Source organism: Microbacterium sp. SL62, assembly GCF_026672635.1.
Classification (GTDB): domain Bacteria; phylum Actinomycetota; class Actinomycetes; order Actinomycetales; family Microbacteriaceae; genus Microbacterium; species Microbacterium testaceum_A.
In genome coordinates, this window is sequence record NZ_JAPPRM010000001.1 from 1622313 (window position 1) to 1647288 (window position 24976).

The 24976-nt window shown below is 70.1% G+C and carries 26 protein-coding genes; 21 read left to right on the plus strand and 5 right to left on the minus strand.

Annotated features, from left to right (window positions below; all coding sequences use genetic code 11):
• Positions 1-30 precede the first annotated feature (30 nt).
• Genes miaB through OVA26_RS07650 form a run of 3 tightly spaced genes read left to right on the plus strand, consistent with a single transcriptional unit; the run spans position 31 to position 2950 of the window.
• Positions 31-1578 carry a tRNA (N6-isopentenyl adenosine(37)-C2)-methylthiotransferase MiaB gene (gene miaB, locus OVA26_RS07640; RefSeq protein ID WP_268103673.1) on the plus strand — a complete coding sequence of 516 codons (1548 nt, stop codon included), beginning with the start codon at positions 31-33 and terminating at the stop codon, positions 1576-1578.
• Complete coding sequence (gene miaA / locus OVA26_RS07645; RefSeq protein ID WP_268103674.1) at positions 1575-2504, plus strand: tRNA (adenosine(37)-N6)-dimethylallyltransferase MiaA; 930 nt, start codon at positions 1575-1577, stop codon at positions 2502-2504. The genes miaB and miaA overlap by 4 nt, the downstream gene beginning before the upstream one ends.
• Positions 2501-2950, plus strand: coding sequence for a GNAT family acetyltransferase (locus tag OVA26_RS07650; RefSeq protein WP_268103675.1), 450 nt, complete (start codon positions 2501-2503; stop codon positions 2948-2950). Before miaA ends, OVA26_RS07650 begins: the two co-directional genes overlap by 4 nt.
• 9 nt (positions 2951-2959) lie before the next feature.
• Here the strand turns inward: OVA26_RS07650 and OVA26_RS07655 are convergent, their stop codons facing one another.
• Positions 2960-3622 (minus strand): pentapeptide repeat-containing protein, encoded by a 663-nt coding sequence (locus OVA26_RS07655; RefSeq protein ID WP_268103676.1) that lies wholly within the window; start codon positions 3620-3622, stop codon positions 2960-2962.
• 66 nt (positions 3623-3688) lie between these two features.
• Here OVA26_RS07655 and dapF point away from each other — a divergent pair, with 66 nt between their 5' ends.
• Positions 3689-4543 (plus strand): diaminopimelate epimerase, encoded by an 855-nt coding sequence (dapF, locus tag OVA26_RS07660; RefSeq protein WP_268103677.1) that lies wholly within the window; start codon positions 3689-3691, stop codon positions 4541-4543.
• A 157-nt stretch (positions 4544-4700) separates the two neighbouring features.
• On the opposite strand, the gene OVA26_RS07665 is transcribed toward dapF, so the two are convergent.
• The gene (locus OVA26_RS07665) at positions 4701-5345 is read right to left on the minus strand and encodes a class I SAM-dependent methyltransferase (RefSeq protein ID WP_268103678.1); all 645 of its coding nucleotides are present in this window, start codon (positions 5343-5345) and stop codon (positions 4701-4703) included.
• 86 nt (positions 5346-5431) lie between these two features.
• Between OVA26_RS07665 and hflX the strand changes: the two genes are divergently transcribed.
• Complete coding sequence (gene hflX / locus OVA26_RS07670; protein WP_268103679.1) at positions 5432-6949, plus strand: GTPase HflX; 1518 nt, start codon at positions 5432-5434, stop codon at positions 6947-6949.
• Between the two features lie 59 nt (positions 6950-7008).
• On the opposite strand, the gene OVA26_RS07675 is transcribed toward hflX, so the two are convergent.
• The gene (locus OVA26_RS07675; protein WP_268103680.1) at positions 7009-8904 is read right to left on the minus strand and encodes a S9 family peptidase; all 1896 of its coding nucleotides are present in this window, start codon (positions 8902-8904) and stop codon (positions 7009-7011) included.
• 122 nt (positions 8905-9026) lie between these two features.
• Positions 9027-9716, minus strand: coding sequence for a transcriptional repressor LexA (gene lexA, locus OVA26_RS07680; protein WP_268103681.1), 690 nt, complete (start codon positions 9714-9716; stop codon positions 9027-9029).
• 257 nt (positions 9717-9973) lie between these two features.
• Between lexA and OVA26_RS07685 the strand changes: the two genes are divergently transcribed.
• From OVA26_RS07685 to OVA26_RS07710, 6 genes are read left to right on the plus strand one after another with little or no spacing between them, the layout of a single operon-like run.
• Positions 9974-10324 carry a LysM peptidoglycan-binding domain-containing protein gene (locus OVA26_RS07685; protein WP_144782050.1) on the plus strand — a complete coding sequence of 117 codons (351 nt, stop codon included), beginning with the start codon at positions 9974-9976 and terminating at the stop codon, positions 10322-10324.
• A 46-nt stretch (positions 10325-10370) separates the two neighbouring features.
• Positions 10371-11465, plus strand: a complete 1095-nt coding sequence (locus OVA26_RS07690; protein ID WP_268103682.1) for a histidinol-phosphate transaminase — start codon at positions 10371-10373, stop codon at positions 11463-11465.
• Positions 11462-12076 carry an imidazoleglycerol-phosphate dehydratase HisB gene (gene hisB / locus OVA26_RS07695; protein ID WP_074694248.1) on the plus strand — a complete coding sequence of 205 codons (615 nt, stop codon included), beginning with the start codon at positions 11462-11464 and terminating at the stop codon, positions 12074-12076. The genes OVA26_RS07690 and hisB overlap by 4 nt, the downstream gene beginning before the upstream one ends.
• Positions 12073-12723, plus strand: a complete 651-nt coding sequence (gene hisH, locus OVA26_RS07700; RefSeq protein WP_056227436.1) for an imidazole glycerol phosphate synthase subunit HisH — start codon at positions 12073-12075, stop codon at positions 12721-12723. Before hisB ends, hisH begins: the two co-directional genes overlap by 4 nt.
• Positions 12724-12769: 46 nt before the next feature.
• Positions 12770-13516: a bifunctional 1-(5-phosphoribosyl)-5-((5-phosphoribosylamino)methylideneamino)imidazole-4-carboxamide isomerase/phosphoribosylanthranilate isomerase PriA gene (priA, locus tag OVA26_RS07705; RefSeq protein WP_056227439.1), complete on the plus strand. Its 747-nt coding sequence runs from the start codon at positions 12770-12772 to the stop codon at positions 13514-13516.
• Positions 13500-14300, plus strand: a complete 801-nt coding sequence (locus tag OVA26_RS07710; protein ID WP_268103683.1) for an SseB family protein — start codon at positions 13500-13502, stop codon at positions 14298-14300. Before priA ends, OVA26_RS07710 begins: the two co-directional genes overlap by 17 nt.
• Positions 14301-14648: 348 nt before the next feature.
• Here OVA26_RS07710 and OVA26_RS07715 read toward each other — a convergent pair whose 3' ends face one another.
• Positions 14649-15074: a DUF1844 domain-containing protein gene (locus OVA26_RS07715; RefSeq protein WP_442786053.1), complete on the minus strand. Its 426-nt coding sequence runs from the start codon at positions 15072-15074 to the stop codon at positions 14649-14651.
• A 227-nt stretch (positions 15075-15301) separates the two neighbouring features.
• Between OVA26_RS07715 and infC the strand changes: the two genes are divergently transcribed.
• The 10 genes from infC to pheT all read left to right on the plus strand — a co-directional run bounded on the left by infC (position 15302) and on the right by pheT (position 24639).
• On the plus strand, positions 15302-15946 hold the full coding sequence (infC, locus tag OVA26_RS07720; protein ID WP_144782047.1) for a translation initiation factor IF-3: 645 nt from the start codon (positions 15302-15304) through the stop codon (positions 15944-15946).
• A 47-nt stretch (positions 15947-15993) separates the two neighbouring features.
• Positions 15994-16188: a 50S ribosomal protein L35 gene (gene rpmI, locus OVA26_RS07725; RefSeq protein ID WP_013583375.1), complete on the plus strand. Its 195-nt coding sequence runs from the start codon at positions 15994-15996 to the stop codon at positions 16186-16188.
• Positions 16189-16217: 29 nt separating this feature from the next.
• Positions 16218-16601, plus strand: coding sequence for a 50S ribosomal protein L20 (gene rplT, locus OVA26_RS07730; RefSeq protein ID WP_056227445.1), 384 nt, complete (start codon positions 16218-16220; stop codon positions 16599-16601).
• A 112-nt stretch (positions 16602-16713) separates the two neighbouring features.
• Entirely contained in the window at positions 16714-17511 is a 798-nt protein-coding gene (locus OVA26_RS07735) for a TrmH family RNA methyltransferase (RefSeq protein WP_268103685.1), read from the plus strand.
• 75 nt (positions 17512-17586) lie between these two features.
• On the plus strand, positions 17587-18345 hold the full coding sequence (locus tag OVA26_RS07740; protein WP_442786054.1) for an amino acid ABC transporter ATP-binding protein: 759 nt from the start codon (positions 17587-17589) through the stop codon (positions 18343-18345).
• A 133-nt stretch (positions 18346-18478) separates the two neighbouring features.
• The gene (locus tag OVA26_RS07745; RefSeq protein WP_268103686.1) at positions 18479-19399 is read left to right on the plus strand and encodes a glutamate ABC transporter substrate-binding protein; all 921 of its coding nucleotides are present in this window, start codon (positions 18479-18481) and stop codon (positions 19397-19399) included.
• A 77-nt stretch (positions 19400-19476) separates the two neighbouring features.
• Positions 19477-20127 (plus strand): amino acid ABC transporter permease, encoded by a 651-nt coding sequence (locus OVA26_RS07750; protein WP_268103687.1) that lies wholly within the window; start codon positions 19477-19479, stop codon positions 20125-20127.
• Positions 20124-21038 (plus strand): amino acid ABC transporter permease, encoded by a 915-nt coding sequence (locus OVA26_RS07755; protein WP_268103688.1) that lies wholly within the window; start codon positions 20124-20126, stop codon positions 21036-21038. Before OVA26_RS07750 ends, OVA26_RS07755 begins: the two co-directional genes overlap by 4 nt.
• Positions 21039-21088: 50 nt before the next feature.
• Positions 21089-22129 carry a phenylalanine--tRNA ligase subunit alpha gene (pheS, locus tag OVA26_RS07760; RefSeq protein ID WP_268103689.1) on the plus strand — a complete coding sequence of 347 codons (1041 nt, stop codon included), beginning with the start codon at positions 21089-21091 and terminating at the stop codon, positions 22127-22129.
• Positions 22129-24639: a phenylalanine--tRNA ligase subunit beta gene (gene pheT, locus OVA26_RS07765; RefSeq protein WP_268103690.1), complete on the plus strand. Its 2511-nt coding sequence runs from the start codon at positions 22129-22131 to the stop codon at positions 24637-24639. The genes pheS and pheT overlap by 1 nt, the downstream gene beginning before the upstream one ends.
• The last annotated feature ends 337 nt before the right edge of the window (positions 24640-24976 follow it).

The window sequence follows — 24976 nt, forward strand, 5'->3', positions numbered from 1 at the left end:
TCGAGGGCGGCGTTTAGACTTGCTCGCATCATGACCACCCCCGTTTCGACCCCGACCCTGATCGCGCCGTCCGCCGCCGCGCAGGGCGCCGCAGGGCCCCGCACCTACGAAGTGCGCACCTTCGGGTGCCAGATGAACGTGCACGATTCCGAGCGCCTGTCGGGCTCGCTCGAGAGCGCCGGGTACGTCCGGGCCGATGCCGGCACCGAAGCCGATGTCGTCGTGATCAACACGTGCGCCGTGCGCGACAACGCCGCCGGCAAGCTCTACGGCACGCTCGGCCACCTCAAGTCGCGCAAGGACGCGCGCGCGGGCATGCAGATCGCCGTCGGCGGCTGCCTGGCGCAGATGGACAAGGACGCCGTCCAGCAGAAGGCCCCCTGGGTCGACGTGGTGTTCGGCACGCACAACATGGGCTCGCTTCCCGGCATGCTCGAGCGCGCGCGCCACAACGGCGAGGCCGAACTGGAGATCCTCGAGTCGCTCGAGATCTTCCCCTCCACCCTCCCGACCAAGCGCGACTCCGTCCACAGCGGCTGGGTCTCGATCTCGGTCGGCTGCAACAACACGTGCACGTTCTGCATCGTGCCGAGCCTGCGCGGCAAAGAGAAGGACCGCCGCCCCGGCGACATCCTGAACGAGATCCGCCTGCTCGTCGACGACGGGGCGATCGAGGTCACCCTTCTCGGTCAGAACGTCAACTCGTACGGCGTCGAGTTCGGTGACCGCCTCGCCTTCGGCAAGCTGCTGCGCGCCGCGGGCGAGATCGAGGGGCTCGAGCGCATCCGCTTCACGAGCCCCCACCCCGCTGCCTTCACCGACGACGTCATCGCCGCGATGGCCGAGACCCCGGCCGTCATGCCCCAGTTGCACATGCCGCTGCAGTCGGGCTCCGACCGCATCCTCAAGGCGATGCGCCGCTCGTACCGCAGCGAGAAGTTCCTCGGCATCCTGGATCGGGTGCGCGAGCGCATCCCGAACGCCGCGATCACCACCGACATCATCGTCGGCTTCCCCGGTGAGACCGAGGAGGACTTTCAAGAGACGCTGCGCGTCGTCGAGGCCTCGCGTTTCTCGAGCGCCTTCACGTTCCAATACTCGATCCGCGAGGGGACTCCCGCGGCGACGATGGCCGACCAGGTGCCCAAGGCCGTCGTGCAGGAGCGCTACGAGCGACTGACCGCTCTGCAGGATCGGATCGCGGCGGAAGAGAACCAGAAGCAGCTCGGTCGCACACTCGAGGTGCTCGTCTCCGCGGGCGAGGGCAAGAAGGACGCCGAGACGCACCGCCTCACCGGTCGCGCCGAAGACAACCGCCTCGTGCACTTCGAGCTGCCGAAGGGTTCGGCTGTCCCGCGCCCCGGCGACGTCGTCTCGGTGACGGTCACCCACGCGGCTCCCTTCCACCTGCTCGCCGACGCACCCGACGGGGCTCCGCTGCGCATCCGCCGCACCCGCGCGGGTGACGCGTGGGACCGTTCGCAGGCGGAGTCGTGCGGCGTGCCCGCCCCGGCGGGCGAGTCCGGTACTCCGCGCGCGGTCTCTCTCGGCCTGCCCACCCTGCGCGTCGGCGTGTGACCGGCCCGGCCCTCTGGGCCGTCGTCGGCGCCACCGGCACCGGCAAGACGGGTCTGTCGCTCGACCTCGCCGAAGCCCTGTCCGCGCGGGGCCGGCCCGCCGAGATCGTCAACGCCGACGCCATGCAGCTGTACCGCGGCATGGACATCGGGACGGCCAAGCTTCCCGAGGGTGAGCGGCGCGGCATCCCGCACCATCTCTTCGACGCGCTCGCGGTGACCGACGAGGCCGCGGTGGCCTGGTATCAGGATGCCGCGCGCGCGGCGATCCGCGAGATCAACGGGCGCGGCGCCGACGCGATCCTCGTCGGCGGGTCGGGGCTGTACGTTTCGAGCGTGCTGTGGGACTTCCGCTTCCCGCCGCGCGACGAGGCTCTGCGCGCCGCGCTCGAACGCGAGCTCGACGAGCGCGGACCGGGTGCGCTCTACGCGCGCCTGCGGGAAGAGGATCCGGATGCCGCTGAGCGCATCGATCCGCGCAACGGGCGTCGCGTCGTGCGCGCGCTCGAGGTCTTGGCGCAGGGCGGTGAGACGCACGGCGGTGCTCTTCCCGAGGCGCCGGAGCCCTGGCATCCGCGGACTCGGATCATCGCCACCGCGATCGAGCGAGCCGAGCTCGTCGCTCTCCTCGACGCCCGCGTGGAGGGGATGTGGGCCGCGGGGCTCGTCGCCGAGGTCGAGGCCCTGATCCCGGCCGGGCTCGAGCGCGGCGTCACCGCCGGTCGTGCGATCGGGTACGCGCAGGCGTTGCAGCAGCTCCGCGGCGAGGTCACCCGCGTCGAGGCGATCGCCGAGACCCAGGCCCTCACGCGCCGCTACGCGCGCCGCCAGGTGTCGTGGTTCCGGCGCTACGCCGAGGCCGAGTGGGTCGACGCGCGGACGGTGGATGCCGGCATCCTGGCATCCCGATCGGAGGAACGCCCATGACGGTCGACATCCGCGCCTTTGCGCTCGACGATGAAGACGCCGTCGTCGCCCTCTGGGAGGAGTCGGGCCTCACGCGCCCGTGGAACGACCCGCGCGCCGATATCCGGCGCAAGCTCACCGTGCAGCCGGAGCTGTTCCTCGTCGCGGTCGAGGCGGACCGGGTGGTCGGCAGCGTCATGGCGGGCTACGACGGCCACCGCGGCTGGCTGTACTACCTCGCGACCGCCGCCTCGCATCGCGGGCAGGGGATCGGGCGTCGCCTGGTGGCGGAGGCCGAACGACTGCTCGAGGCGATGGGCTGCCCCAAGGTGCAGCTCATGGTGCGTCCCGACAACACCGGCGCGCGGGGCTTCTACGACGAGCTCGGGTACGAGCCCTTCGACACCTGGGCGACCGGCCGCCGGCTCATCGTCGACGGGCCCGGAGGCCCTTCGTCCTCGGCGTGAGCGGGGTCGTCAGTCGCGGACGGTGATCCCGCGATCCGCCGCGAGCAGGGGCGCGAGCTGCTGCAGCTGGAGCGACGAGATGGTGGCGCCGCGCAGGGCGGACAGCCCCGCGAGACCGTCGAGGTCGGCGCCGCGCAGGTCGACATGCTGCAACGTCGCCTGCTCGACGATGAGCTGCGAGATCCGCGTGCCAGGGGCGGCGAAGCGGGTGAGTTTCGACTGCCCGAGGTCGAGTTCGTCGATCGTGCAGTCGGTGAACGCGACGTCCTGCAGGTGAGCGCCGCGCAGGTTCACGAACCCGAGGCGGCAGTTGACGAAGTGCACGCCGTTCCACGTCGACTCGTAGGCCTCGACCGACCCGGACCGGGTGCCCTCGATCTCGAGGTCGCGCCAGCTCGCCCGTGCCGTGCGCAGGATGGGGACATCCCAGCCGCTCCAGGCCGATTCCGTCACGGTCGCGTACCGCAGCGAGACCTCGGGGGCGCGAACGCCGTCGACGCGGCAGAGCGCGAGGTCGGCGCTCTCGAGGTCGAGCGCGTCGACACGCAGGTCGCGGAACGACAGACCCTCGAGACGGGCTCGGGGCACCAGCTGCGACGACTCGCCCTCGTCGAGATCGTCCAGGGGCGGCCGATCGAACGAGGGGGCGACGAGGGTGGGCGGCTTCGGCACAGGGGTCTCCTCAGGACGGGGGAGGGCCGGGAAAGCCTAGCTGCCACCCGACCGTAGACTCGACGCATGGCGACTCTCCCGTTCACCAAGGGCCACGGAACCGGCAACGACTTCGTGGTGATCGCCGACCCCGATGGCGAGCTCACCCTCTCCGACGCGCAGATCTCCGCCCTGTGCGACCGTCACTTCGGCATCGGCGCCGACGGCCTACTGCGCGTGGTGCGCTCGCGCGCCATCGACGAGGGGGCGGATGCCGCGGCATCCGACGCCGAGTGGTTCATGGATTACCGCAACGCCGACGGTTCGAAGGCCGAGATGTGCGGCAACGGAACGCGGGTCTTCGCGCGCTACCTAAGCGACACCGGACTCGCCTCGCTCGAGGGAGGATTGCGCATCGGTACGCGCGCGGGCATCAAGACGCTGACACGCAGCGATCGCGGCTACGAGGTCGATCTGGGCGAATTCGCGATCGAGCCCGGCGAGACGCTCGTGCGCGCGAAGGGCCTGCCGGTCGCACGGCCCGGCGTCGGCGTCGACGTGGGCAACCCGCACGTCGTGGTCGCGCTGTCGTCCGACGCCGAGCTGGAGGGCCTCGATCTCGCCTATCAGCCGGTGCTCGACCCGGCGCCGCGTCACGGCGCGAACGTCGAGTTCGTCGTCCCCGCCGACCCGCTCGTGCGCGACGGCGTCGGAGCGATCCGCCTGCGCGTGTTCGAACGCGGGGTGGGCGAGACGCTGAGTTGCGGGACCGGTGTGGCGGCAGCGGCCCTGGCCGTTCGCCATTGGGCGGGGGCCGCCGCCCCCGACTCCTGGGTCGTCGACACTCCGGGCGGCACGCTGGGCGTGCGCGTCGCCGATGGCCGGGTCCACCTGTCGGGCCCCGCCTCGCTGGTGTTCACCGGCGAGGTCGCACTCGCCTGACGAGGGCGCAAAGCGGCGTCGGCGAGGTCCGACCGTCGGTTGCCGCCGGCGGACCGGGGTAGGCCCTTTTCAGCGGACCGCGATCAGCCCAGACGAGCGCGCGATCTCGCGTCGGGCGTGCGATGCCGGCATCCGGGTTCTCCGTGCCGGGCGCGTCTCAGGGGATGACGTCGATCAGCTCGCTCGGTGGCGAGCCGTGCTTGCGGACCCGCAGCACGCGGAACCCCCGACCGGTGGCCGCCCGCTGCACGCTGTACCCCTCGGGGAACGTGGCGGCGAGCCAGCGCTGCAGCGAGTCCGAACCGAGGTTGCGCTGGACGACGAACCACCCGTCACTGCGTTCCGACAGGCGGGGGATCCAGTGCTGCAGCATGCCGTGCAGCTCGGACTTGCCGACGCGGATGGGCGGGTTCGAGCGGATGGTGCGGAAGGTGACGTCCTCGGGAACATCCTCCGGGCGCACGGCGTTGATGTTGGTGAGGCCGAGGGACTCCGCGTTCCGCCTCACGAGATCGAGAGCACGCTCGTTGACGTCGACCGCCCACACGGTCGCGTTCGGTGAGGCGAGCGCCAGCGACAGCGAGATCGGACCCCAGCCGCACCCCAGGTCGAGGAAGTTCCCACCGGCGGGAGGGGGCGGGGTGTTCGCGAGCAGCACCGAGGTGCCGGCATCCACGTGGTCGGGACTGAAGACGCCGCCGGCCGTGACCACCTCGAGCTCGCGACCGGCCAGCGTCACGCGAAGGTGGCGGAGCTGCTCGGGACTCGACGGCGACGCGCTGAAGTAGTGCTCGCTCCCCATCACGTCAGGATATCGGACCGGCCCCCTGGGTGCTGGGCCGGATAAAGTGCCAGAACACGCGGAAACTGCCGCGACGAAAGGAACACATGACCGAACAGACCACACCCCCGAGCACGGACGCGTCTCCGGTGGATCCGGTGGACCGCGTGCTCTCGCGCGCCGAAGCGCACCGCGGGGTCCGGGTCTTCGGTGCGGCACAGGCCCTGCAGGACGCCACGACCGCGTACGGCGGCGACGCCGACGGCGATCAGTGGGACCGCGAAGAACGCGCGGCGCTGCGCCGCGTCGCGGGCCTGTCCACCGAGCTCGAGGACGTCACCGAGGTCGAGTACCGGCAGTTGCGCCTCGAGAACGTCGTCCTCGTCGGCGTGCATCCGCAGGGGGAGCAGGCGGATGCCGAGAACTCGCTGCGCGAGCTGTCGGCCCTTGCCGAGACGGCCGGTGCCGTCGTGCTCGACGGCGTGCTGCAGCGGCGCCCGCATCCCGACCCCGCGACCTACGTCGGTCGCGGCAAGGCCGCCGAGCTGCGCGACATCGTCGCCGCCGTCGGCGCCGATACGGTGATCGCCGACACCGAACTCGCTCCCAGCCAGCGCCGCGCGCTGGAGGACGTCGTGAAGGTCAAGGTGATCGACCGAACCACAGTGATCCTCGACATCTTCAGCCAGCACGCCAAGAGCCGCGAGGGCAAGGCGCAGGTCGAACTCGCGCAGCTCGAATACCTCCTCCCGCGTCTGCGCGGGTGGGGTGACTCGATGTCGCGTCAGGCCGGTGGCCAGGTCGGTGCCGGCGGTGCCGGTATGGGCTCGCGCGGTCCCGGTGAGACGAAGATCGAGCTCGACCGTCGTCGCATCCGCACCAAGATGGCGCTGTTGCGAAAGCAGCTGCGCGACTTCGCCCCAGCCCGTGAGGCGAAGCGGGCCGAGCGCAAACGTCACACGATCCCGTCGGTGGCCATCGCCGGGTATACGAACGCCGGCAAGTCGAGCCTGTTGAACCGCCTCACCAGCGCCGGGGTGCTCGTCGAGAACGCGCTCTTCGCGACCCTGGATGCCACGGTCCGCCGCTCCGAGACCAGTGACGGCCGCGTCTACACGCTGACCGACACCGTCGGCTTCGTGCGGAACCTTCCGCACCAGCTGGTCGAGGCGTTCCGGTCGACGCTCGAGGAGGTCGGCGACGCCGACGTCATCCTGCACGTCGTCGACGCGTCGCACCCCGATCCGGCCGCGCAGCTCATGACGGTGCGCGACGTGATGGGCGACGTCGATGCGAACTTCGGTCAGGAGATCGTCGTCTTCAACAAGGCCGACCTCGTCGGCGAAGACGACCGCCTCGTACTGCGGGGTCTCGCCCCTGACGCGAAGTTCGTGTCGTCCCGCACGGGCGAGGGCATCGACGAGCTACGTGCAGCGATCGAGGACGCACTGCCCCTGCCGGCCGTCGAGGTGCAGGCCGTCGTCCCGTACGACCGCGGCGACCTCGTGTCGGCCGTTCACGAGAGCGGGCTCATCGTCGCGCAGGAGCACCGCGAGAGCGGGACGTTCCTGCACGCGCACGTGGGCGCTCGTCTCGCGGCCGAGCTCGCACCGTTCGGAGCCTGAAACCCTCGTGAGGGCCCCGTCGACCTGCCGGTCGGTGGGGCCCTCACGAGTTTCGGCGGTCAGCCCTTCTCGCCCTCGAGCGCGAGCGGGGGGATGCCGGGGGTGTCGAATCCGAAGACCGCGCCGAGGAAGCCGAGTTCGCGTTGGAGTGAGTCGATCACCGTCTCGGACCGTCGGAACCCGTGGCCCTCGCCCTCGTAGAGCACGTAGGCGTGGGGCACGCCGTGCGCGGCCAGGGCGTCGCGGATGGCCTCGGCCTGCGACGGCGGGACCACGCGGTCCTCGGAGCCCTGGAGGATGAGCAGGGGCACGCGGAAGAGATCGGGGCGGCCCAGGGGCGAGCGCTCGATGTACACCGGCTCGGCCTCGGGGAGCGGTCCGATGAGTCCGTCGAGGTAGCGGGCCTCGAAGTCATGGGTGTCCTCGGCGAGGGCGCGGGCGTCTCCGACGCCGTAACGCGAGATGCCCGCCGAGAACACTTCGGTACGCGTCACCGCGGCCAGGACGGTCCAGCCGCCCGCCGAGCCCCCCGCGATGGCGAGGCGTTCGGGATCGGCCAGGCCCGCATCGGCCAGAGCGGATGCCGCGGCCGCGACGTCGTCGACGTCGACGACACCCCACTGCCCCTTCAGCCGATCGCGGTAGGCGCGGCCGTATCCCGTGGACCCGCCGTAGTTGACGTCGAGCACGCCGATGCCGCGACTGGTGAAGAAGGCGGTCTTCGCGGAGGGGGCGGGACCCACGTGCGAGGTCGGTCCGCCGTGCACGAGGACCACGTAGGGCGGGCGCTCGCCCGCGACCGGGGTGACGTCGGGGCTGGTGGGGGCGTACGCGAAGGCGTGCACCGGCCCGTGCGGGCCGTCGGTGGACAGGGCGCGCGCTGCCGGCATCCATTCGTCTCCCCACGAGCCGGCGCCGCCCGTGACGAGCTCGACCGCGCCGGATTCGAGGTCGACGAGCCACAGGCCCGCGCGTCCGCCCGCATCGGACCCCGAGACGAGGGCGCGTGTGCCGCGGACGTCGTCGATCGCGGCTCCCGCGACGACGGGGACGTCGACCGGGCGCACGCCGCTCGGGGCGATCTCGACGACCTCGTCGGAGCCGTTCGTGCGGACCGCGATGACGCGACCGTCGGCGGCCCCGAACCACCGCGTGCCGAGGACCCAGAGACCTCCGCCGGTGTCGGCGTCGGCGGGGGCGAGGGGTTGGGCGTCTCCGTCGAGAGGCCGGCGGAAGAGGTTCCAGCGACCGTCGGGGTCGTCGGCGTAGAGCAGCTCGTCGTCGGCGATCCAGACGGGTTGCAGGGGCGCACGGCGCTCGCCGCCGGCGATGTCGCGAACGGAGCCCGTCTCGAGGTCGGCCACGCGAAGGGTCGTGGCGTCCCAGGGCATGTCGGGGTGGTTCCACGCGACCCACGCCAGGCGGCGGCCGTCGGAGGAGAGGGCGGGCTGCGCCAGGAAGTCGCTTCCCTCGGCGAGCACCTCGACCGGCCCCTCGAGGGGGATGCGCACGATCGCGCGGTCGGGGACGTGGGAGGAGCCGTGGGTCTCGCGGATGGCGAGGAGGACGCCGTGCTCCCACCTCAGGCCGCCGTGACGGACGGCGTCGTCGGCGGGAGTGAGGGGGCGCGCGGTCCCGCCCGGGCGGAGCGCGTACACGCGCTGGTCGCTCTCCTCGACGTAGTACAGCTCGCCGTCGTCGGACGCCGTCCAGGCGCCTCCGCCGTACTCGTGCACGGCGGATCGGGCGTTGGCGGGAGCCGGGAGCACCGTCTCGACCGAGCCGTCCGTGCGGCGACGCTTCACCGCGACGCGACCCGCCTCGTGCGGGACGGATTCGCCCCACCAGATCTCGTCGCCCACGAGTCGGGCCCCGTCGACGCGCGGCGATGACCGCGCGACGGACTCGGGCGTGATCGGGGAGGGCCAGGAACCGTAGGGGAGGGTGTCAGCCATGACTCCACCCTAGGCAGGGCCTCCGACATCCGCCCGGGTGCGCGGTCTTCGCGGCTTCCACGACGGAACGGAAGAGGCCGGATGCCACTCCTCGGCGGACATCCGGCCTCGAGCCGTGCGCGTCAGACGGTGCGCAGCACCGCGACGACGCGACCGAGGACGACGGCCTCGTCGCCGAGGATCGGCTCGAACGCGCTGTTGCGGGGGAGCAGCCAGGTGTGACCGTCACGGCGTCGGAACGTCTTCACCGTCGCCTCGCCGTCGAGCATCGCGGCGACGATCTCGCCGTTGTCGGCGGTCGCCTGGGAGCGGATGACGACCCAGTCACCGTCGCAGATGGCTGCGTCGATCATCGACTCGCCCGACACCTTGAGCATGAACAGGTCGCCCTTGCCCACGAGCTGACGGGGGAGGGGGAAGATCTCCTCCACCTGCTGATCGGCGGTGATCGGCACTCCGGCGGCGATGCGACCCACCAGCGGCACCAGGGCGGCGTCGCCCAGGGCGGGGGCGGCGTCGGCGGGGTTCTCGGCGGCGGCGCCGGGCAGGTCGATGAGGACCTCCATCGCCCGCGTCTTGCCCGGGTCGCGACGCAGGTAGCCGCTGAGCTCGAGCTGGTTCAGCTGATGCGTGACGCTCGAGAGCGACTTGAGTCCGACCGCGTCGCCGATCTCGCGCATGCTCGGCGGGTAGCCGTGCCGCGCGATCGAACGCTGGATCACTTCGAGGATCGCCAGCTGCTTGTCGCTGAGGTTCTTCCGCCGCCGGGTCTGCGGCCGCTCGCGTCCGGCGGCGGTCGTCGCGTCGGTCATCTGTGCTCCCCTCGCGCCGCGGAATCACGGCGGAAATTCGAATGTCGGAGGTTGGTGATGAGGTCTCCGTGTCGAAACCGTATCCGGTCGACGACCCGAATGACACGGAGCCTCGCGCGTGTCGCGTTCGATTCGTCTCCGATACACGAGGTGTTGACACTCGAACAGGTTCGAAGATAGATTCGGAATACAGATTCGCACCACCGTCCTCCCGGCCGAGGGCGGGGTGCGAATCTCTCCCCACCAAGGAGCACATCATGAGCAGCATCGCCCTCACCGCCCCGTCCACCCGCCTGCGCATCACCGCGCGCGGTCGTCGCGTCGTGGCGTTCCTCGTCTCCCTCCCCATCGTCGCCGTGCTCGCCGTGGCGATCGTCGGCGGCGGATCCGCACTCGCCTCCGGCGACGCGGGCGCTCCCGCCGGCTCGTTCACCGAGATCACCGTCATGAGCGGCGAGACCCTCTGGTCCATCGCCGAAGACGTCGCGCCGTCCGCCGACCCGCGTGATGTCGTCGCCGAGATCACGCGTCTCAACGCCCTGCCCGGCGGCTCCGTCTCGGCGGGACAGCGCATCGCGATCCCCGCCGAGTACGCTCCCGCGGCCTGAGCGCAGACCTCCCGCTCGCGCACCTCGACCTTCCTCGACGCCTACGATGGGTGAGGTGACCGTACGCCTCGACGACCTTCCTCTTCGCGACGATCTGCGGGGCATGACCCCGTACGGAGCTCCCCAGGCAGCACTGCCCGTGGCGCTCAACGTGAACGAGAACACGCATCCCGTTCCGTCCGAGGTCGCAGACGACATTCTGGATGCCATCGCCCGGGCGCTCCGCGACGTCAACCGCTACCCGGACCGGGAGTTCACCGGTCTGCGCGAGGCCTTCGCCGGCTACCTCGGCCACGGCCTCAACCCCGACCAGATCTGGGCGGCGAACGGCTCGAACGAAGTCCTTCAGCACATCCTGCAGGCGTTCGGTGGTCCCGGCCGGACGGCGATGGGCTTCGCGCCCACGTATTCGATGTACCCGATCCTCACGCGGGCCACGGGGGCCCGCTGGATCGCGGGTGAGAGAGAGCACGACTTCTCGCTGTCTCCCGAGTCGGCGGCCGCGCAGGTGCGCGAACAGCGACCCGACATCGTGTTCCTCTGCGCCCCGAACAACCCCACCGGCACTCCGCTGCGCCTCGATGTCGTCGAAGCGGTCTACGACGCCACGGACGGGATCGTGATCGTCGACGAGGCTTACGAGGAGTTCGCTCCGCGCGACGAGCCCTCGGCCGTCTCGCTGCTGCCCGACCGCCCTCGGCTGGTCGTCTCGCGCACGATGAGTAAGGCCTTCGCCTTCGCCGGTGCCCGCGTCGGCTATCTCGCGGCCGATCCCGCGCTGGTCGACGCTCTGCGTCTGGTGCGCCTGCCCTACCACCTGAGCGCTCTCACCCAGGCGGCCGCCACCGCTGCGCTGAGCCACGCCGAGACGATGCTGTCGATGGTCGACGAGATCGTCGCTCAGCGCGACCGGATCTCGGCGACGGTGTCGGCGCTGGGGTACACCGCGCACGAGTCGTGGACCAACTTCGTGCTGTTCGGGGGCGTCGATGACCCCGCGGCGACGTGGAAGGCGCTTTACGACCGCGGCGTCCTCATCCGCGACGTCGGCATCGCCCACCACCTGCGAGTGACCGCGGGCACGGCCGACGAGAGCACCGCGTTCCTCGACGCGCTGGCCTCGGTAGGATCGCGATCATGACCGGCCCCGCCTCGCCCCGCACCGCATCGATCACGCGAGAGACGAGCGAGTCCCGCGTCGAGCTCGAGCTCGACCTCGACGGCCGCGGCGTGAGCGACATCTCGACGAGCGTGCCGTTCTTCGACCACATGCTCACCGCGTTCGCGAAGCACTCGCTGACCGACCTGCGGGTCCGCTCCACGGGCGACACGCACATCGACGCCCACCACACGGTCGAGGACACCTCGATCGTGCTCGGGCAGGCCATCCGTCAGGCGCTCGGCGACAAGTCCGGCATCGCCCGTTACGGAGACGCGCTCGTGCCGCTCGACGAGGCCCTCGCGCAGGCCGTGGTCGACATCAGCGGTCGTCCCTACCTCGTGCACACCGGCGAGCCCGCGGGCTTCGAGCACCACCTCATCGGCGGTCACTTCACCGGTTCGCTCGTGCGTCACTCGTTCGAGGCGATCTCGATCCACGCCGGCCTCACGGTTCACGTGCGCGTCCTGGGCGGACGCGACCCCCACCACATCGCGGAGGCGGAGTACAAGGCGCTCGCCCGCGCGTTCCGACAGGCGAAGGCCCTCGACCCGCTGGTCGACGGGATTCCGAGCACCAAGGGCGCGCTGTGACGCGGAAACCCGTCGTCGCGGTCTTCGACTACGGCTCGGGCAACGTCCACTCCGCCGTCAAGGCGCTCGTCGAGGCCGGCGCCGATGCGCGCCTCACCTCCGACCGCGGTCTGCTTCTCGACGCCGACGGGCTGCTGGTCCCCGGTGTCGGGGCGTTCGGCGCGGTCATGGGGGCTCTGAACGACAGCCGTGGCGGCGAGATCATCGACCGTCGTCTGGCGGGCGGTCGGCCGGTGCTCGGCATCTGCGTGGGCATGCAGGTCATGTTCGAGCGCGGCATCGAGCGTGGCACCGACACCACGGGTCTGGGGGAGTGGCCCGGAACCGTCGCCGAACTCGAGGCACCGGTTCTGCCGCACATGGGCTGGAACACGGTAAGCGCGGGGGAGGGATCTCGCCTGTTCGACGGCATCGAGAACGAGCGCTTCTACTTCGTGCACTCGTACGCGGCGCAGGACTGGTCGCTCGAGGTGACTCCGCCGTTCCCGCAGCCATCGGTCACGTGGTGCACCTACGGCTCGCCGTTCATCGCCGCGGTCGAGAACGGGCCGCTCTCGGCCACCCAGTTCCACCCGGAGAAGTCGGGCGAAGCCGGCATCCGGCTCTTGTCCAATTGGATCGACGGCCTGCGCACGACTACTGTGTGACCTCGTGCCCCGGCTCGGCGAGATGCGCCGAAGGGTGCGAGGAGCCATGAACGATTTCGCGTCCACGCCCGAACTTGTGCTGCTTCCCGCGGTCGACGTCGCCGACGGCAAGGCCGTCCGTCTGACCCAGGGTGAGGCCGGTACCGAGACCAGCTACGGCGACCCCGTCGACGCCGCCGCCGATTTCGCCCGCCAGGGCGCTCAGTGGATCCACCTCGTCGACCTCGACGCGGCCTTCGGGCGCGGCAGCAACGCGAGCGTCATGCGAAAGGTCATCAAGCAGGTCAAGGGCGTGCAGGTCGAGCTCTCGGGCGGCATCCGCGACGATCGTTCGCTTGAGGCCGCCCTCGAGAGCGGCGCGAGCCGCATCAACCTCGGCACCGCCGCCCTCGAGAACCCCGAGTGGGCCGCCGACGTCATCAACCGCTACGGCGAGGCGATCGCGGTGGGCCTCGACGTGCGGGGAACGACCCTCGCGGCCCGCGGGTGGACCCGCGAGGGCGGCGACCTGTGGACCGTGCTCGACCGACTCGAGGACGCCGGCTGCAGCCGCTACGTCGTCACCGACGTCACCAAAGACGGCACGCTCCGCGGCCCCAACATCGAGCTGCTCCGCGAGATGACGCAGCGCACCCCCAAGCCGATCGTCGCTTCGGGCGGCGTCTCGAGCCTCGACGACATCGCGGCTCTGCGCGACCTCGTTCCGCTGGGTGTCGAGGGCGCGATCGTCGGCAAAGCGCTCTACGCGGGCCAGTTCACCCTGGCCGAGGCGCTGGATGTCGCCGGACACTGACGGTCCGCACGACCACGCCCCTGGAGCCCACGCGGATTCGGCGGGGGTTCCGTGGGAGGGCCGCAGCTTCGAAGCGAACCCGCATTCGGGTGACGACGGTTCGGCCGACCCCGCGCTGCTGGCCGCGCTCCTGGCGTTCCGCGCGGGAGAGGGGGACGCCCGCGCCATCGTCGACGCCTACCGCGATGCGCGTCTGCTGATCCCGCTGGTCGCCGAGAAGGGTGACCACGGCGTCGGAGCGCACGGCCTCGAGGTCGACAAGACCCAGGAGCTGTCGATCGTGACGGTCGCCGCTCCCGACGGTCGCAAAGTGCTCCCGGTCTTCACGTCGGTGACGGCGCTGCAGACGTGGGATGCCACCGCACGACCGGTGCCAGCCGACGGGCGCCGCACGGCACTGGCGGCGGCCTCGGAGGACACCGAGCTCATCGTCATCGATCCCGCGTCCGAGACGGAGTTCGTGATCCGCCGCCCCGCCGTGTGGGCGATCGCGCAGGGCGAGACGTGGGAGCCCGCCCACACGTCGCCGTCGATCTTCACCGGCCTGCAGGAGAGCATCGCCGGAGAGCTGGCGGTTCTCGATCTCGCCGTCGAGTCGGGCGACCCCACCGGTCGTCTGCGCGGACCTGAGCTCGTCGTGCACCTGCAGCTCATGTCGGGCCTCGAGCAGGAGGAATTGGATGCCACGCTGGCGCGCCTCGCCCGGCGCTGGTCGGCGGACGATCGCATCGCCGTCCTCGTCGACTCCCTGACGGTCAAGCTCCACCGCAGCACGGAGGCCTGATCGCGGCGCCGTCACCAGAACAGGACGGCGCGTCGAGAACAGGCCGATCCGCCCGCCAAGCGCCTGTTCGCATGGCGTCCCCTCTCCTCATGCCGCACGGGCCCCGCTCATACCCCCGCGGGTATCACGGAACAGGTGGCGTACGGCACCGGTCGAAGGGGCGCCCCCTTTCACAAGCTAATCGGGGCAGGAGCCCCGCTCATATCCCTATGGGTGTCACGGAGGATGTGGTCTGCGGCGGGAGAGGGCGGAGGAATGCCCCCTCCTCAGGGCAATCGGGGAAGGGGCCCCGCTCTTGCCCTGAGGAGGGGGCATTCCGGAGCCCGGGACCACCCCAGGACGACAGACTTACGTGACGGGACCCGTCCACTTCTCGCCCGGCCCCTTACCGATCGGGTCCTGAATCGTCGACGCCTCGCGGAAGGCCAGCTGCAGCGACCGCAGGCCGTCGCGCAGGGAGCGCGCGTGCATGTCGCTGATCTCCGGCGCTCCGGCGGTGATGAGTCCGGCGAGGGCGTTGATGAGCTTGCGGGCCTCGTCGAGGTCGAGCTGCTGGCCGGGGTCATCGGCGAGTCCGGTCTTCACGGCGGCGGCGCTCATGAGGTGGACGGCCGCGGTGGTGATGACTTCGACGGCGGGGACGTCGGCGATGTCGCGGGTGGCGGAGGACGCGGCGCGCTCCTGCTCTTCCCAGCGGGCGAGGCGCTCGTCTTCGGCTCCGTGGCGGTGTGCGCCCTGGGGGTCGGCGGGCTGGTCGGAGGGGATCGTGTCCACGTGAATCTCTCTGCTAGACTATGGCGGGCTTCGGAGTGTTTCACTCCGTACGAAAGAGGATCACATCCCACCCGCGCTTGCCGCTCCAGGCTACCGGGTTCCCGCACTCCGCTCCGTTTCGCACGGGGTTGCCTGGGTGCAGAAGCCGGTGCCGAAAGCACTGTGCCGGGTGGCGTGTCTCTCCTCTTCGCCCGCGATTCCGACGGATCGCGGCGGCCACCACCCGTATGAAAGAGGAGTTCCGCATCAGCGATCCCCGCACCAACGAGCGCATCCGAGTCCCGGAGGTCCGTCTCGTCGGACCCAACGGCGAGCAGGTCGGCATCGTCCGAATCGAAGCTGCGTTGCGCCTGGCCCAGGAAGCGGACCTCGACTTGGTCGAGGTCGCGCCGAGCTCGAAGCCGCCCGTGGTCAAGATCATGGATTACGGCAAGTTCAAGTACGAGGCCGCTCAAAAGGCCAAGGAAACGCGTCGTAACCAGGCGAACACCGTCCTCAAAGAGGTCCGGTTCCGTCTGAAGATCGAGGCTCACGACTACATCACCAAGCTCAAGCGCGCCGAGGGATTCCTCCAGGCGGGCGACAAGGTCAAGGCCATGATTCTGTTCCGCGGTCGCGAGCAGTCGCGTCCCGAGCAGGGTGTCCGTCTGCTCCGCAAGTTCGCCGAAGACGTCGCCGAGTTCGGCACCGTCGAGTCGAACCCCACGATCGATGGCCGCAACATGGTGATGGTGGTCGCCCCTCACAAGAACAAGTCCGAGGTCAAGACCGAGCAGAACGCGCAGCGCACGGCGAACCGTGAAGCCGCGCGGAGTGCCGCTCGAGGCGATTCGGCACCCACAGACGAAGCTGCCCCGGCGTCCGCCGAGTAAAGCTCCCCGACTCCCGCTCCGCCGGGAACCCCAACGAAGGAAGACAGATGCCGAAGCAGAAGACCCACTCGGGCGCCAAGAAGCGCTTCAAGCTCACCGGTAGCGGCAAGCTCATGAAGCAGCAGGCCGGCATGCGCCACAACCTCGAGGGCAAGGCCTCCAAGCGCACCCGTCGCCTGAACCAGGAGCAGGTCCTGGCCAAGGGTGACTCCAAGGTCGCCAAGAAGCTCCTCGGCCTCTGAGCGCCGACGCACGTTAGGAAGAATGAGAAATGGCTAGAGTCAAGCGGGCAGTAAACGCCCACAAGAAGCGTCGCGTCATCCTGGAGCGCGCGTCCGGTTACCGCGGTCAGCGTTCGCGCCTGTACCGCAAGGCCAAGGAGCAGGTCACCCACTCCCTGGTCTACGCGTACCGTGACCGTCGCAAGCGCAAGGGCGACTTCCGTCGTCTGTGGATCCAGCGCATCAACGCCGCGTCGCGCGCCAACGGCATGACGTACAACCGCTTCATCCAGGGCCTCGGCCTCGCGGGTGTGCAGGTCGACCGTCGCATGCTCGCCGAGCTCGCCGTGAACGAGCCCGCCGTGTTCGCGTCGCTCGTCGCGACCGCGAAGGCTGCGCTGCCCACCGACGTCAACGCGGCGAAGACCGCGTAAGACACGTCTTCCGAAACGGGCGTCCTCTCCGGAGGGCGCCCGTTTCGTCGTTCCCACGGGTCGTTCGCGCGGCGTCCCGGGATGCATTCCTCCGGGGCCATACACTGGGGACGTGCTCGAGAACCCCCGTTCGCCGCGGGTGCGCGCCGTGGCCAAGCTCAGTAAGCGCGCTGCCCGCCAAGAGACAGGTCTGTTCCTGCTGGAGGGTCCGCAGGCCGCTCGCGAGGCGCTCGCGTGGGCGCCCGAGACGGTGCTGGAGGTCTACGCGACCCCGTCCGCCCTCGAGAAGCACACGGATGTGCGTGACGCTGCGGAGCAGGCGGGTGTCGATCTGCAGATCACCACCGAGGCGGTGCTCGACGCCATGGCCGATACCGTGACGCCCCAGGGCATCGTGGCGGTGGCTCGTCAGTCGCCCACCGCGCTGAAGGACATCCTGGCGGGGGAGCCGCGCCTCATCGCGATCTGCGAAGAGGTGCGCGACCCCGGCAACCTGGGCACGATCATCAGGGCTGCGGATGCCGCGGGTGCCGACGCCGTGATCCTGACCGGTCGGACCGTCGACCCCTACAACCCGAAGGTCGTGCGTTCGACCACCGGCTCGCTCTTCCACCTGCCGGTCGCGGTCGATCTCGAGCTCGCCGATGTCGTCGCCCGCGCGCACGAGGCGGGCCTGCGCATCGTCGCCGCCGATGTCGAGGGCACCGACTTCTTGGCATCCCGAGAGCTTCTGTCGGAGCCGACCGCATGGCTGTTCGGCAACGAGGCGCGGGGGCTCGACGAGTCCGCCCTCGCGCAGGCCGACCTCGCTCTGCGCCTGCCGATCTACGGTCGCGCCGAGTCTCTGAACCTGGCCACCGCGGCGAGCGTCTGCCTCTACGAGACGGCTTTCGCGCAGCGCGCGCGCTGACCCCTGCTGTTACAGAACGGTTAAGGCGTGCGCAGGAATGTGGTCGGGCGCCCAGCATCCTCATAGGGTGAAGGCATGGCATCCGTTCCCCCGAAGACCGAGCCCCTGGTCGTCGTCGCCGACGTCCAGAAGCACTATGGGCAGTTCCAGGCTCTGAAAGACATCGACCTCACCGTCGACCGCGGAGAGGTCGTCGTGGTCATCGGCCCGTCGGGTTCCGGCAAGTCGACGCTGTGCCGCACCATCAACCGTCTCGAGACCATCACGAGCGGATCGATCACGATCGACGGCAAGGAGCTTCCCAAAGAGGGGAAGGGTCTGGCCGAACTGCGTGCCGACGTCGGCATGGTGTTCCAGTCGTTCAACCTCTTCGCGCACCTGACGATCCTCGAGAACGTCACGCTCGGGCCCATCAAGGTCCGCAAGATGAAGAAGGCGGATGCCGAGAAAGAGGCGCGTGCGCTCCTCGATCGCGTGGGCGTCGGGCATCAGGCCGACAAGCTGCCCGCCCAGCTCTCGGGTGGACAGCAGCAGCGCGTGGCGATCGCCCGCGCGCTGGCGATGAAGCCCAAGGTCATGCTCTTCGACGAGCCGACCTCGGCCCTCGACCCCGAAATGATCAACGAGGTCCTCGACGTCATGGTCGGCCTCGCCAAGGACGGCATGACGATGATCGTCGTCACCCACGAGATGGGCTTCGCGCGCAAGGCCGCGAACCGCGTGGTGTTCATGGCCGACGGGCAGATCGTCGAGCAGGCGTCGCCCGAGCAGTTCTTCACGCGCCCCGAATCCGACCGTGCCAAGGACTTCCTCTCGAAGCTCATCACGCACTGACGAGTTCCCCATGACGGCGTCGAACGAGGAGGTTCTTCCGCCGAAAGCCGCTCGACCGTTCCCCCGGTCCTTTTCGCGCGCCGTCACCCCAGACTTTTCATCCGCACAGCACACGTAACCAAGGAGACATCACATGCGTAAAACTCGTTTTCTCGCCGGCGCGAGCATCATCGCCGCCGGCCTGCTGGCACTGACGGCCTGCAACAGCGGCACCCCGGGCGCAGCGCCCGGCTCCGACGGCGGCAGCGCCTCGGACGCCCCCGTCTACGGCGCGGTGGCCACCGACGTGAAGATCGACGGCAGCCCCACCTTCGAGAAGATCACCTCGGCCGGCAAGATCGTCGTCGGCGTGAAGGAAGACCAGCCCGGCCTCGGCTACCTCGACCCCGTGACGGGCGAGCGCAAGGGCTTCGACGTCGACGTCGCGCGCTGGATCGCCGCATCCCTCGGCTACGACCCGGCCGACTCCTCGAAGGTGGAGTACAAGGCCATCGCCTCGGCGAACCGCGAGCAGGCGATCATCAACGGCGACATCGACTACTACGTCGGCACCTACTCGATCACCGACAAGCGCAAGGACCAGATCTCCTTCGCCGGCCCCTACTTCGTGACCGGCCAGGGACTGCTCGTCGCCGCCGACAACGACAAGATCACGGGCAAGGACTCGCTTACGGCCGAGACCACCGTGTGCTCGGTGACCGGCTCGACGCCGATCCAGCGCATCCGCGAGCAGACGCCGGCCAAGGTCGTCGAGTTCGACACCTACTCGCAGTGCGTCGAGAAGCTGAAGAACGGCGAGGTCGACGCGGTGACCACCGACGAGGCCATCCTCCTCGGCTACGCCGCGCAGGACCCCGACAACCTCAAGATCGCGGGCGAGCCCTTCAGCGAGGAGCGCTACGGCGTCGGCATCGCCAAGGGTGACACCGCGTTCCAGGAGTTCGTGAACACCATGTTCACCGACGGCGGCTCCACCTGGGAGGCCATCTTCGAGAAGAACCTCGGCGCCTCGGGCGTCAAGGGCGAGCAGCCGGCGGTCGACCCCGTCAGCTGATCTCCCGGTGCGGGCGGCGCCCTCCGCGCCGCCCGCACCACCCGACGAGCACGACGAGAAAGAACGGACAGCGTACGGTGAACCAGATCTTCGACTACCCCGACCTGTGGGCGCAGGCGCTCTGGGGGACGGTCGTGCTCTTCTTGGGCGGCGGCCTGATCGCGCTCGTGCTCGGCTTCATCGTGGCGGCCATGCGCGTGTCGCCCGTGCCCATCGCCCGCGCGGTCGGCGCGGTGTACGTGAACTGGATCCGCAACACCCCGCTCACGCTGGTGCTGTTCTTCTTCGCGTTCTGCGTGCCCCTGTTGATCGACGTCCCGCGCGGCAGCTTCTTGACGCTCGCCGTGTGCGGCCTCGGCATCTACACCGCGACCTACGTGGCCGAGACCTTGCGCGCGGGCATCAACACCGTCCCCGTCGGTCAGGCGGAGGCGGCTCGCGCGCTCGGCCTCGGCTTCGGTCAGGTCATGACCCTCGTGGTGCTGCCCCAGGCGACCCGCTCGGTCATCCCCCCGATGATGAGCGTCTTCATCGCCCTGCTCAAGAACACCACCGTCGCCGCCGGGTTCTCGGTGGTCAATCTCGGAAATATCCGGGCGTCGATGAGCGAGAACGGCGAGAACCAGCTCGTCACCATCCTCCTCGTGATGGCGGTCTTCGTCATCCTGGTCCTGCTGCTCGCCGCGCTGCAGAACGCGGCCGAGAAGAAGTGGAAGGTCGCCCGATGAGCTCCTCCGTCCTTTACGACGTCCCGGGTCCCCGCGCGCAGCTGCGCAACCGCATCCTCGGCGTCATCACGCTCGTCCTCGTCGCCGCCGTCATCGGCTTCGTCGTCTGGCGCTTCATCGACACCGGCCAGTTCTCGGCGGCGAAGTGGAACGTCTTCACCTACAGCGCGATCTGGGAGCGTTTCGGTCAGGCGACTCTCGCGACCCTCGCGGCGTTCGCCGTTGCGGCCGTCGGCGCCCTCGTCCTCGGCTTCATCCTCGCCATCGGCCGGATGTCCGACCACCGTTGGGTGCGTCTTCCGGTCGGCTGGGTCGTCGAGCTGCTCCGCGCGGTCCCCGTCCTCGTGTTCATGCTGCTGCTCTACTACGGCCTGCCGGTCGTCGGCATCAAGATGCCGTCGTACTGGGCCGTCGTGATCGCGCTGATCCTCTACAACGGTTCCGTGCTGTCCGAGGTCATCCGTGCCGGCGTCGAGGCGCTCCCGCGCGGACAGAGCGAGGCCGGCTACGCCGTGGGGCTGCGCAAGTCGGGGGTGATGCGCCTGATCCTGCTCCCGCAGGCGATCCGCGCCATGCTCCCGGTGATCATCGCCCAGCTCGTGGTGACGCTGAAAGACACCGCGCTCGGCTTCATCATCACGTACCCCGAACTTCTGTACTTCGCGCGTCTGCTCGGCTCGAACGGCGAGTACGGATCTCCGTTGATCCCCGCCGCGATGATCGCCAGCGTCATCTACGTGGCGATGTGCCTCGCCCTGTCGTACACCGCGCACCGCGTCGAGCTCGGCCTGCGCCGCTCGCCCAAGGGCGGCAACGTCGCTCCCGCGGAGCCCGCGGGCCAGACCGGCACCGACACCGAGCTCATCGTCGCCCAGCGCGGGCTCGGCAAGTACGACTCGCACGGCCTGTGAGTGAACGACGGGCGGGGGAGTGTCCCCGCCCGTCGGTAGACTCTCATCTCGTGTCCGACGCACCCGAGATCACCCCTGAGGCCGTCGCCTCCGCGGTCGATGAGGCCCTTGCCGCCATCGCCGCCGCCGCGACCACGGCCGAGCTCAAGTCCGCCCGTTCCGCCCACACGGGGGAGCAGTCCTCCCTCGCCCAGCTGAACGCCCAGATGCGCAACGTCGCCCCCGACCAGAAGGCCGCTTTCGGCAAGCTCGTCGGACAGGCGCGCGGCCGGGTGAACCAGGCGCTCACCGCCCGCGAGAGCGAGCTGGCCGCGGCCGAGACCGCCGCGCAGCTCGAAGCCGAACGCGTCGACGTGACGGCGCTGCCGCAGCGCGCGCGCATCGGGGCACGGCATCCGATCTCCCTCCTCCAGGAGCAGGTGTCCGACATCTTCGTCGGCATGGGCTGGGAGATCGCGGAGGGCCCCGAGCTCGAGCACGAGTGGTTCAACTTCGACGCCCTCAACTTCGACGTCGACCACCCGGCGCGTCAGATGCAGGACACCTTCTTCGTCGACCCGGTCGCCCGCCACCTCGTTCTGCGCACGCACACGAGCCCCGTGCAGGTGCGGTCGATGCTCGAGCGCGACCTGCCGATCTACGTGCTGTGCCCGGGCCGGGTGTACCGCACCGACGAGTTCGACGCGACGCACCTGCCGGTCTTCACGCAATTCGAGGGTCTGGTCATCGACAAGAACATCACGATGGCGCACCTCAAGGGCACGCTCGATCACGCCGCGCGCGTGCTGTTCGGGCCCGAGGCCAAGACGCGCTTCCGCGCCAACTTCTTCCCGTTCACCGAGCCGAGCGCCGAGCTCGACCTCTGGCATCCGACCTTCAAGGGCGGGGCGCGCTGGATCGAGTGGGGTGGCTGCGGCATGGTGAACCCCAACGTGCTGCGGGCCGCGGGCATCGACCCCGAAGAGTACTCGGGCTTCGCCTTCGGCATGGGCATCGAGCGCACGCTCATGTTCCGCAGCGACGTGCAAGACATGCGCGACATGGCCGAGGGTGATGTCCGCTTCAGCGAGCAGTTCGGAATGGTGGTCTGATGCGCGTCCCGCTCTCCTGGTTGCGCGAGTACGTCGACGTGCCCGCAGATGCCACGCCCGACGACGTCCTCGCCGCCCTCGTCTCGGTCGGATTCGAAGAAGAGGACGTGCACCGCTTCGAGCTGTCCGGTCCGATCGTCGTCGGAGAGGTGAAGGAGTTCACGCCCGAGCCCCAGTCCAACGGCAAGACCATCCGCTGGTGCCAGGTCGACGTCGGCGCCGAGAACGGGGGAGTGCGCGGCATCGTCTGCGGTGCGGGCAACTTCTTCGAGGGCGACAAGGTCGTGGTGACCCTGCCCGGTTCGGTGCTGCCCGGTCCCTTCCCGATCGCGGCCCGCAAGACCTACGGCCACGTCTCCGACGGCATGATCGCCTCGGCGAAAGAGCTGGGCCTGGGCAGCGAGCACAGCGGCATCCTGCGTCTGATCGATCTCGGGATCGACGCGCCGGTCGGAACGGATGCCATCGCCCTGCTCGGTCTGGACGACCTCGCGGTCGAGATCAACGTCACCCCCGACCGCGGCTACGCCCTGTCGCTGCGCGGGGTCGCCCGTGAGTACTCGCACGCGACGGGAGCGGACTTCCGCGACCCGGGTCTCGGCCACGACGAGGCCGTGGCGCGCACGCCCTCGGGCTTCCCGATCACGGTCGCCGACCAGGCGCCCATCCGCGGCCGCCACGGCGCCACCGAGTTCGTCGCGCGCATCGTCCGCGACGTCGACCCCTCGCGCCCGACGCCGCCGTGGATGATCACGCGCCTGTCGCTCGCCGGTATCCGCTCGCTCGGGGTGCTCATCGACATCACCAACTACGTCATGCTCGAGCTCGGTCAGCCCATCCACGGCTACGACCTCGACCGCCTGCAGGGTGGCATCACGGTGCGTCGAGCGGAGCAGGGCGAGAACCTCGAGACCCTCGACGGGCAGATGCGCACCCTCAACGCCGAAGACCTCCTGATCACCGACGAGTCGGGACCGATCGGACTCGCCGGTGTGATGGGCGGCGGCCCCACCGAGATGAGCGACGCCACGCGCAACGTGCTGATCGAGGCGGCCACCTTCGACCAGGTCTCGATCGCGCGCACCGCGCGTCGTCACAAGCTGCCCTCCGAGGCCTCGCGCCGTTTCGAGCGCGGCGTCGACCCGCTCGTCCCGTACGTGGCGGCCGAGCGTGTCGCCTCGCTGATGGTCGAGCTCGCAGGCGGCACTCTCGACACCGAGCTGGGCGGGTCGCTCGGCTCGACGTACCGCCGCGAGGCGATCACGCTGCCCGCGGGCTTCGTCCCCGGGCTGATCGGCGTCGAGTACACCGACGACGAGATCGTCTCGGCCCTGCGCCTCATCGGCTGCGCGGTCGACGAGCGCGAGGGCGGCTGGGCGGTCATGGCACCGTCGTGGCGCCACGACCTCAGCGACAAGTGGACGCTCGCCGAAGAGGTGGCGCGTATCGAGGGCTACGACCGGATCCCGTCCGTCCTCCCGACGCCCCCGTCGGGCCGCGGGCTCACCGCCGCGCAGCAGGGGCGCCGTCGCGTGGCGAACGCTCTGGCCTCGGCCGGCTTCGTCGAGACGCCGTCGTTCCCCTTCACCACCGAGGAGCAGAACGCCCTGCACGGCTCGCCGTCGGGTGATCCGCTGCCGAGCGTGAAGCTCGCGAACCCGCTCGACGGGCTCGCTCCGTTCCTGCGCCGTTCGTTGATCCCCGCTCTGCTGCAGGTCGCGCATCGGAACGTCTCGCGCGGCATCGTCGATCTCGCGCTGTTCGAGGCCGGCACGGTCTTCCTCCCGAAGCCGGGCGTGCAGTACGGCACCGCGTCGGTGCCGCCGTTGGCGGTGCGGCCGGATGCCGCGACCCTCACGGCCCTCGACGCGTCGATTCCGCCGCAGCGCCGTCACGTGGCCGTTCTGCTGACCGGTCACGCGGTCGTGAAGCAGCCGGGTCAGCCCGCGGTCGCGGCGGATCTCGCCGATGCCGTGGACGCCGTGCGCGTGTTGACCGCCGCCGCCGGGCTCGACATCGAACTCGTGCAGGCGCAGCGTGCGGCGCTCCACCCGGGGCGCACGGCCCGTGTCCTTTCCGCGGGGACCGACATCGGCTACGTCGGCGAGCTGTTGCCGGCTGTCGCGGCCGCGGCGGACCTGCCCGGACGCGTTCTCGTGGCCGAGCTCGACCTCGACGCGATGCTCGAGCTGGCGCAGGCGCGCCCGGTTGCGGCATCCCTGTCGGGATTCCCGGCGGCCACCCAGGACGTGTCGTTGACGGTTCCGACCGACGTCGCCGCGGGTGCCGTGCGCGCCGCGCTGATCGAGGGGGGAGCCCCGCTGCTCGAGGGCGCCCGGCTCGTCGACGATTACCGCGGCCCCGGTCTCTCAGAGGGCGCGAAGAGCCTGACGTTCGCGTTGCGGTTCCGTGCTGACGACCGCACCCTCACCGCGGCCGAGGCGACCGAGGCGAAGCTCGCCGGTGTCGCCGTGGCGGCAGAACGTTTCGGTGCGGCGATCCGCGACTGATCGATCACGCGTGACCTGGAGCGCCGACGGCCTGCGCCGCTCGGCGCTTCGGCGTTTTCACCCGCTCCACAGCGGGGGAGGCGGCGTCCTCGCACGCCTGACGTTCGGCATACACTCAGGTGCGCGTTCGCGCACGAGGGCCTGCCCTCATCGCCGGTAAAGGGGGCAGTCGGAAGTGCCCGGCGATGAGGGCAGGTTCCACAGCATAACCCGACCTCGTCCCCCATTTGGGGGACAAGGTCGCCGAGGGGCGTGTCGGCCCGGATCGCCGGGCGTCACAGCGGGGCGGGGGACGATTTGCCCCGTGCCCTCCGCGGCGGATACCCTCGCCACATGT

Coding starts and splice junctions, on each gene's coding strand:
- dapF (WP_268103677.1), top strand. CDS start 3,689: ATGGCGACTCTCCCGTTCACCAAGGGCCACGGAACCGGCAACGACTTC.
- OVA26_RS07740 (WP_442786054.1), top strand. CDS start 17,587: ATGGCATCCGTTCCCCCGAAGACCGAGCCCCTGGTCGTCGTCGCCGAC.
- OVA26_RS07690 (WP_268103682.1), top strand. CDS start 10,371: ATGGGTGAGGTGACCGTACGCCTCGACGACCTTCCTCTTCGCGACGAT.
- priA (WP_056227439.1), top strand. CDS start 12,770: ATGAACGATTTCGCGTCCACGCCCGAACTTGTGCTGCTTCCCGCGGTC.
- OVA26_RS07710 (WP_268103683.1), top strand. CDS start 13,500: ATGTCGCCGGACACTGACGGTCCGCACGACCACGCCCCTGGAGCCCAC.
- rpmI (WP_013583375.1), top strand. CDS start 15,994: ATGCCGAAGCAGAAGACCCACTCGGGCGCCAAGAAGCGCTTCAAGCTC.
- lexA (WP_268103681.1), bottom strand. CDS start 9,716: ATGACCGACGCGACGACCGCCGCCGGACGCGAGCGGCCGCAGACCCGG.
- OVA26_RS07675 (WP_268103680.1), bottom strand. CDS start 8,904: ATGGCTGACACCCTCCCCTACGGTTCCTGGCCCTCCCCGATCACGCCC.
- OVA26_RS07685 (WP_144782050.1), top strand. CDS start 9,974: ATGAGCAGCATCGCCCTCACCGCCCCGTCCACCCGCCTGCGCATCACC.
- OVA26_RS07755 (WP_268103688.1), top strand. CDS start 20,124: ATGAGCTCCTCCGTCCTTTACGACGTCCCGGGTCCCCGCGCGCAGCTG.
- miaB (WP_268103673.1), top strand. CDS start 31: ATGACCACCCCCGTTTCGACCCCGACCCTGATCGCGCCGTCCGCCGCC.
- hisB (WP_074694248.1), top strand. CDS start 11,462: ATGACCGGCCCCGCCTCGCCCCGCACCGCATCGATCACGCGAGAGACG.
- OVA26_RS07665 (WP_268103678.1), bottom strand. CDS start 5,345: ATGGGGAGCGAGCACTACTTCAGCGCGTCGCCGTCGAGTCCCGAGCAG.
- OVA26_RS07650 (WP_268103675.1), top strand. CDS start 2,501: ATGACGGTCGACATCCGCGCCTTTGCGCTCGACGATGAAGACGCCGTC.
- rplT (WP_056227445.1), top strand. CDS start 16,218: ATGGCTAGAGTCAAGCGGGCAGTAAACGCCCACAAGAAGCGTCGCGTC.
- pheT (WP_268103690.1), top strand. CDS start 22,129: ATGCGCGTCCCGCTCTCCTGGTTGCGCGAGTACGTCGACGTGCCCGCA.
- hflX (WP_268103679.1), top strand. CDS start 5,432: ATGACCGAACAGACCACACCCCCGAGCACGGACGCGTCTCCGGTGGAT.
- infC (WP_144782047.1), top strand. CDS start 15,302: ATGAAAGAGGAGTTCCGCATCAGCGATCCCCGCACCAACGAGCGCATC.
- OVA26_RS07745 (WP_268103686.1), top strand. CDS start 18,479: ATGCGTAAAACTCGTTTTCTCGCCGGCGCGAGCATCATCGCCGCCGGC.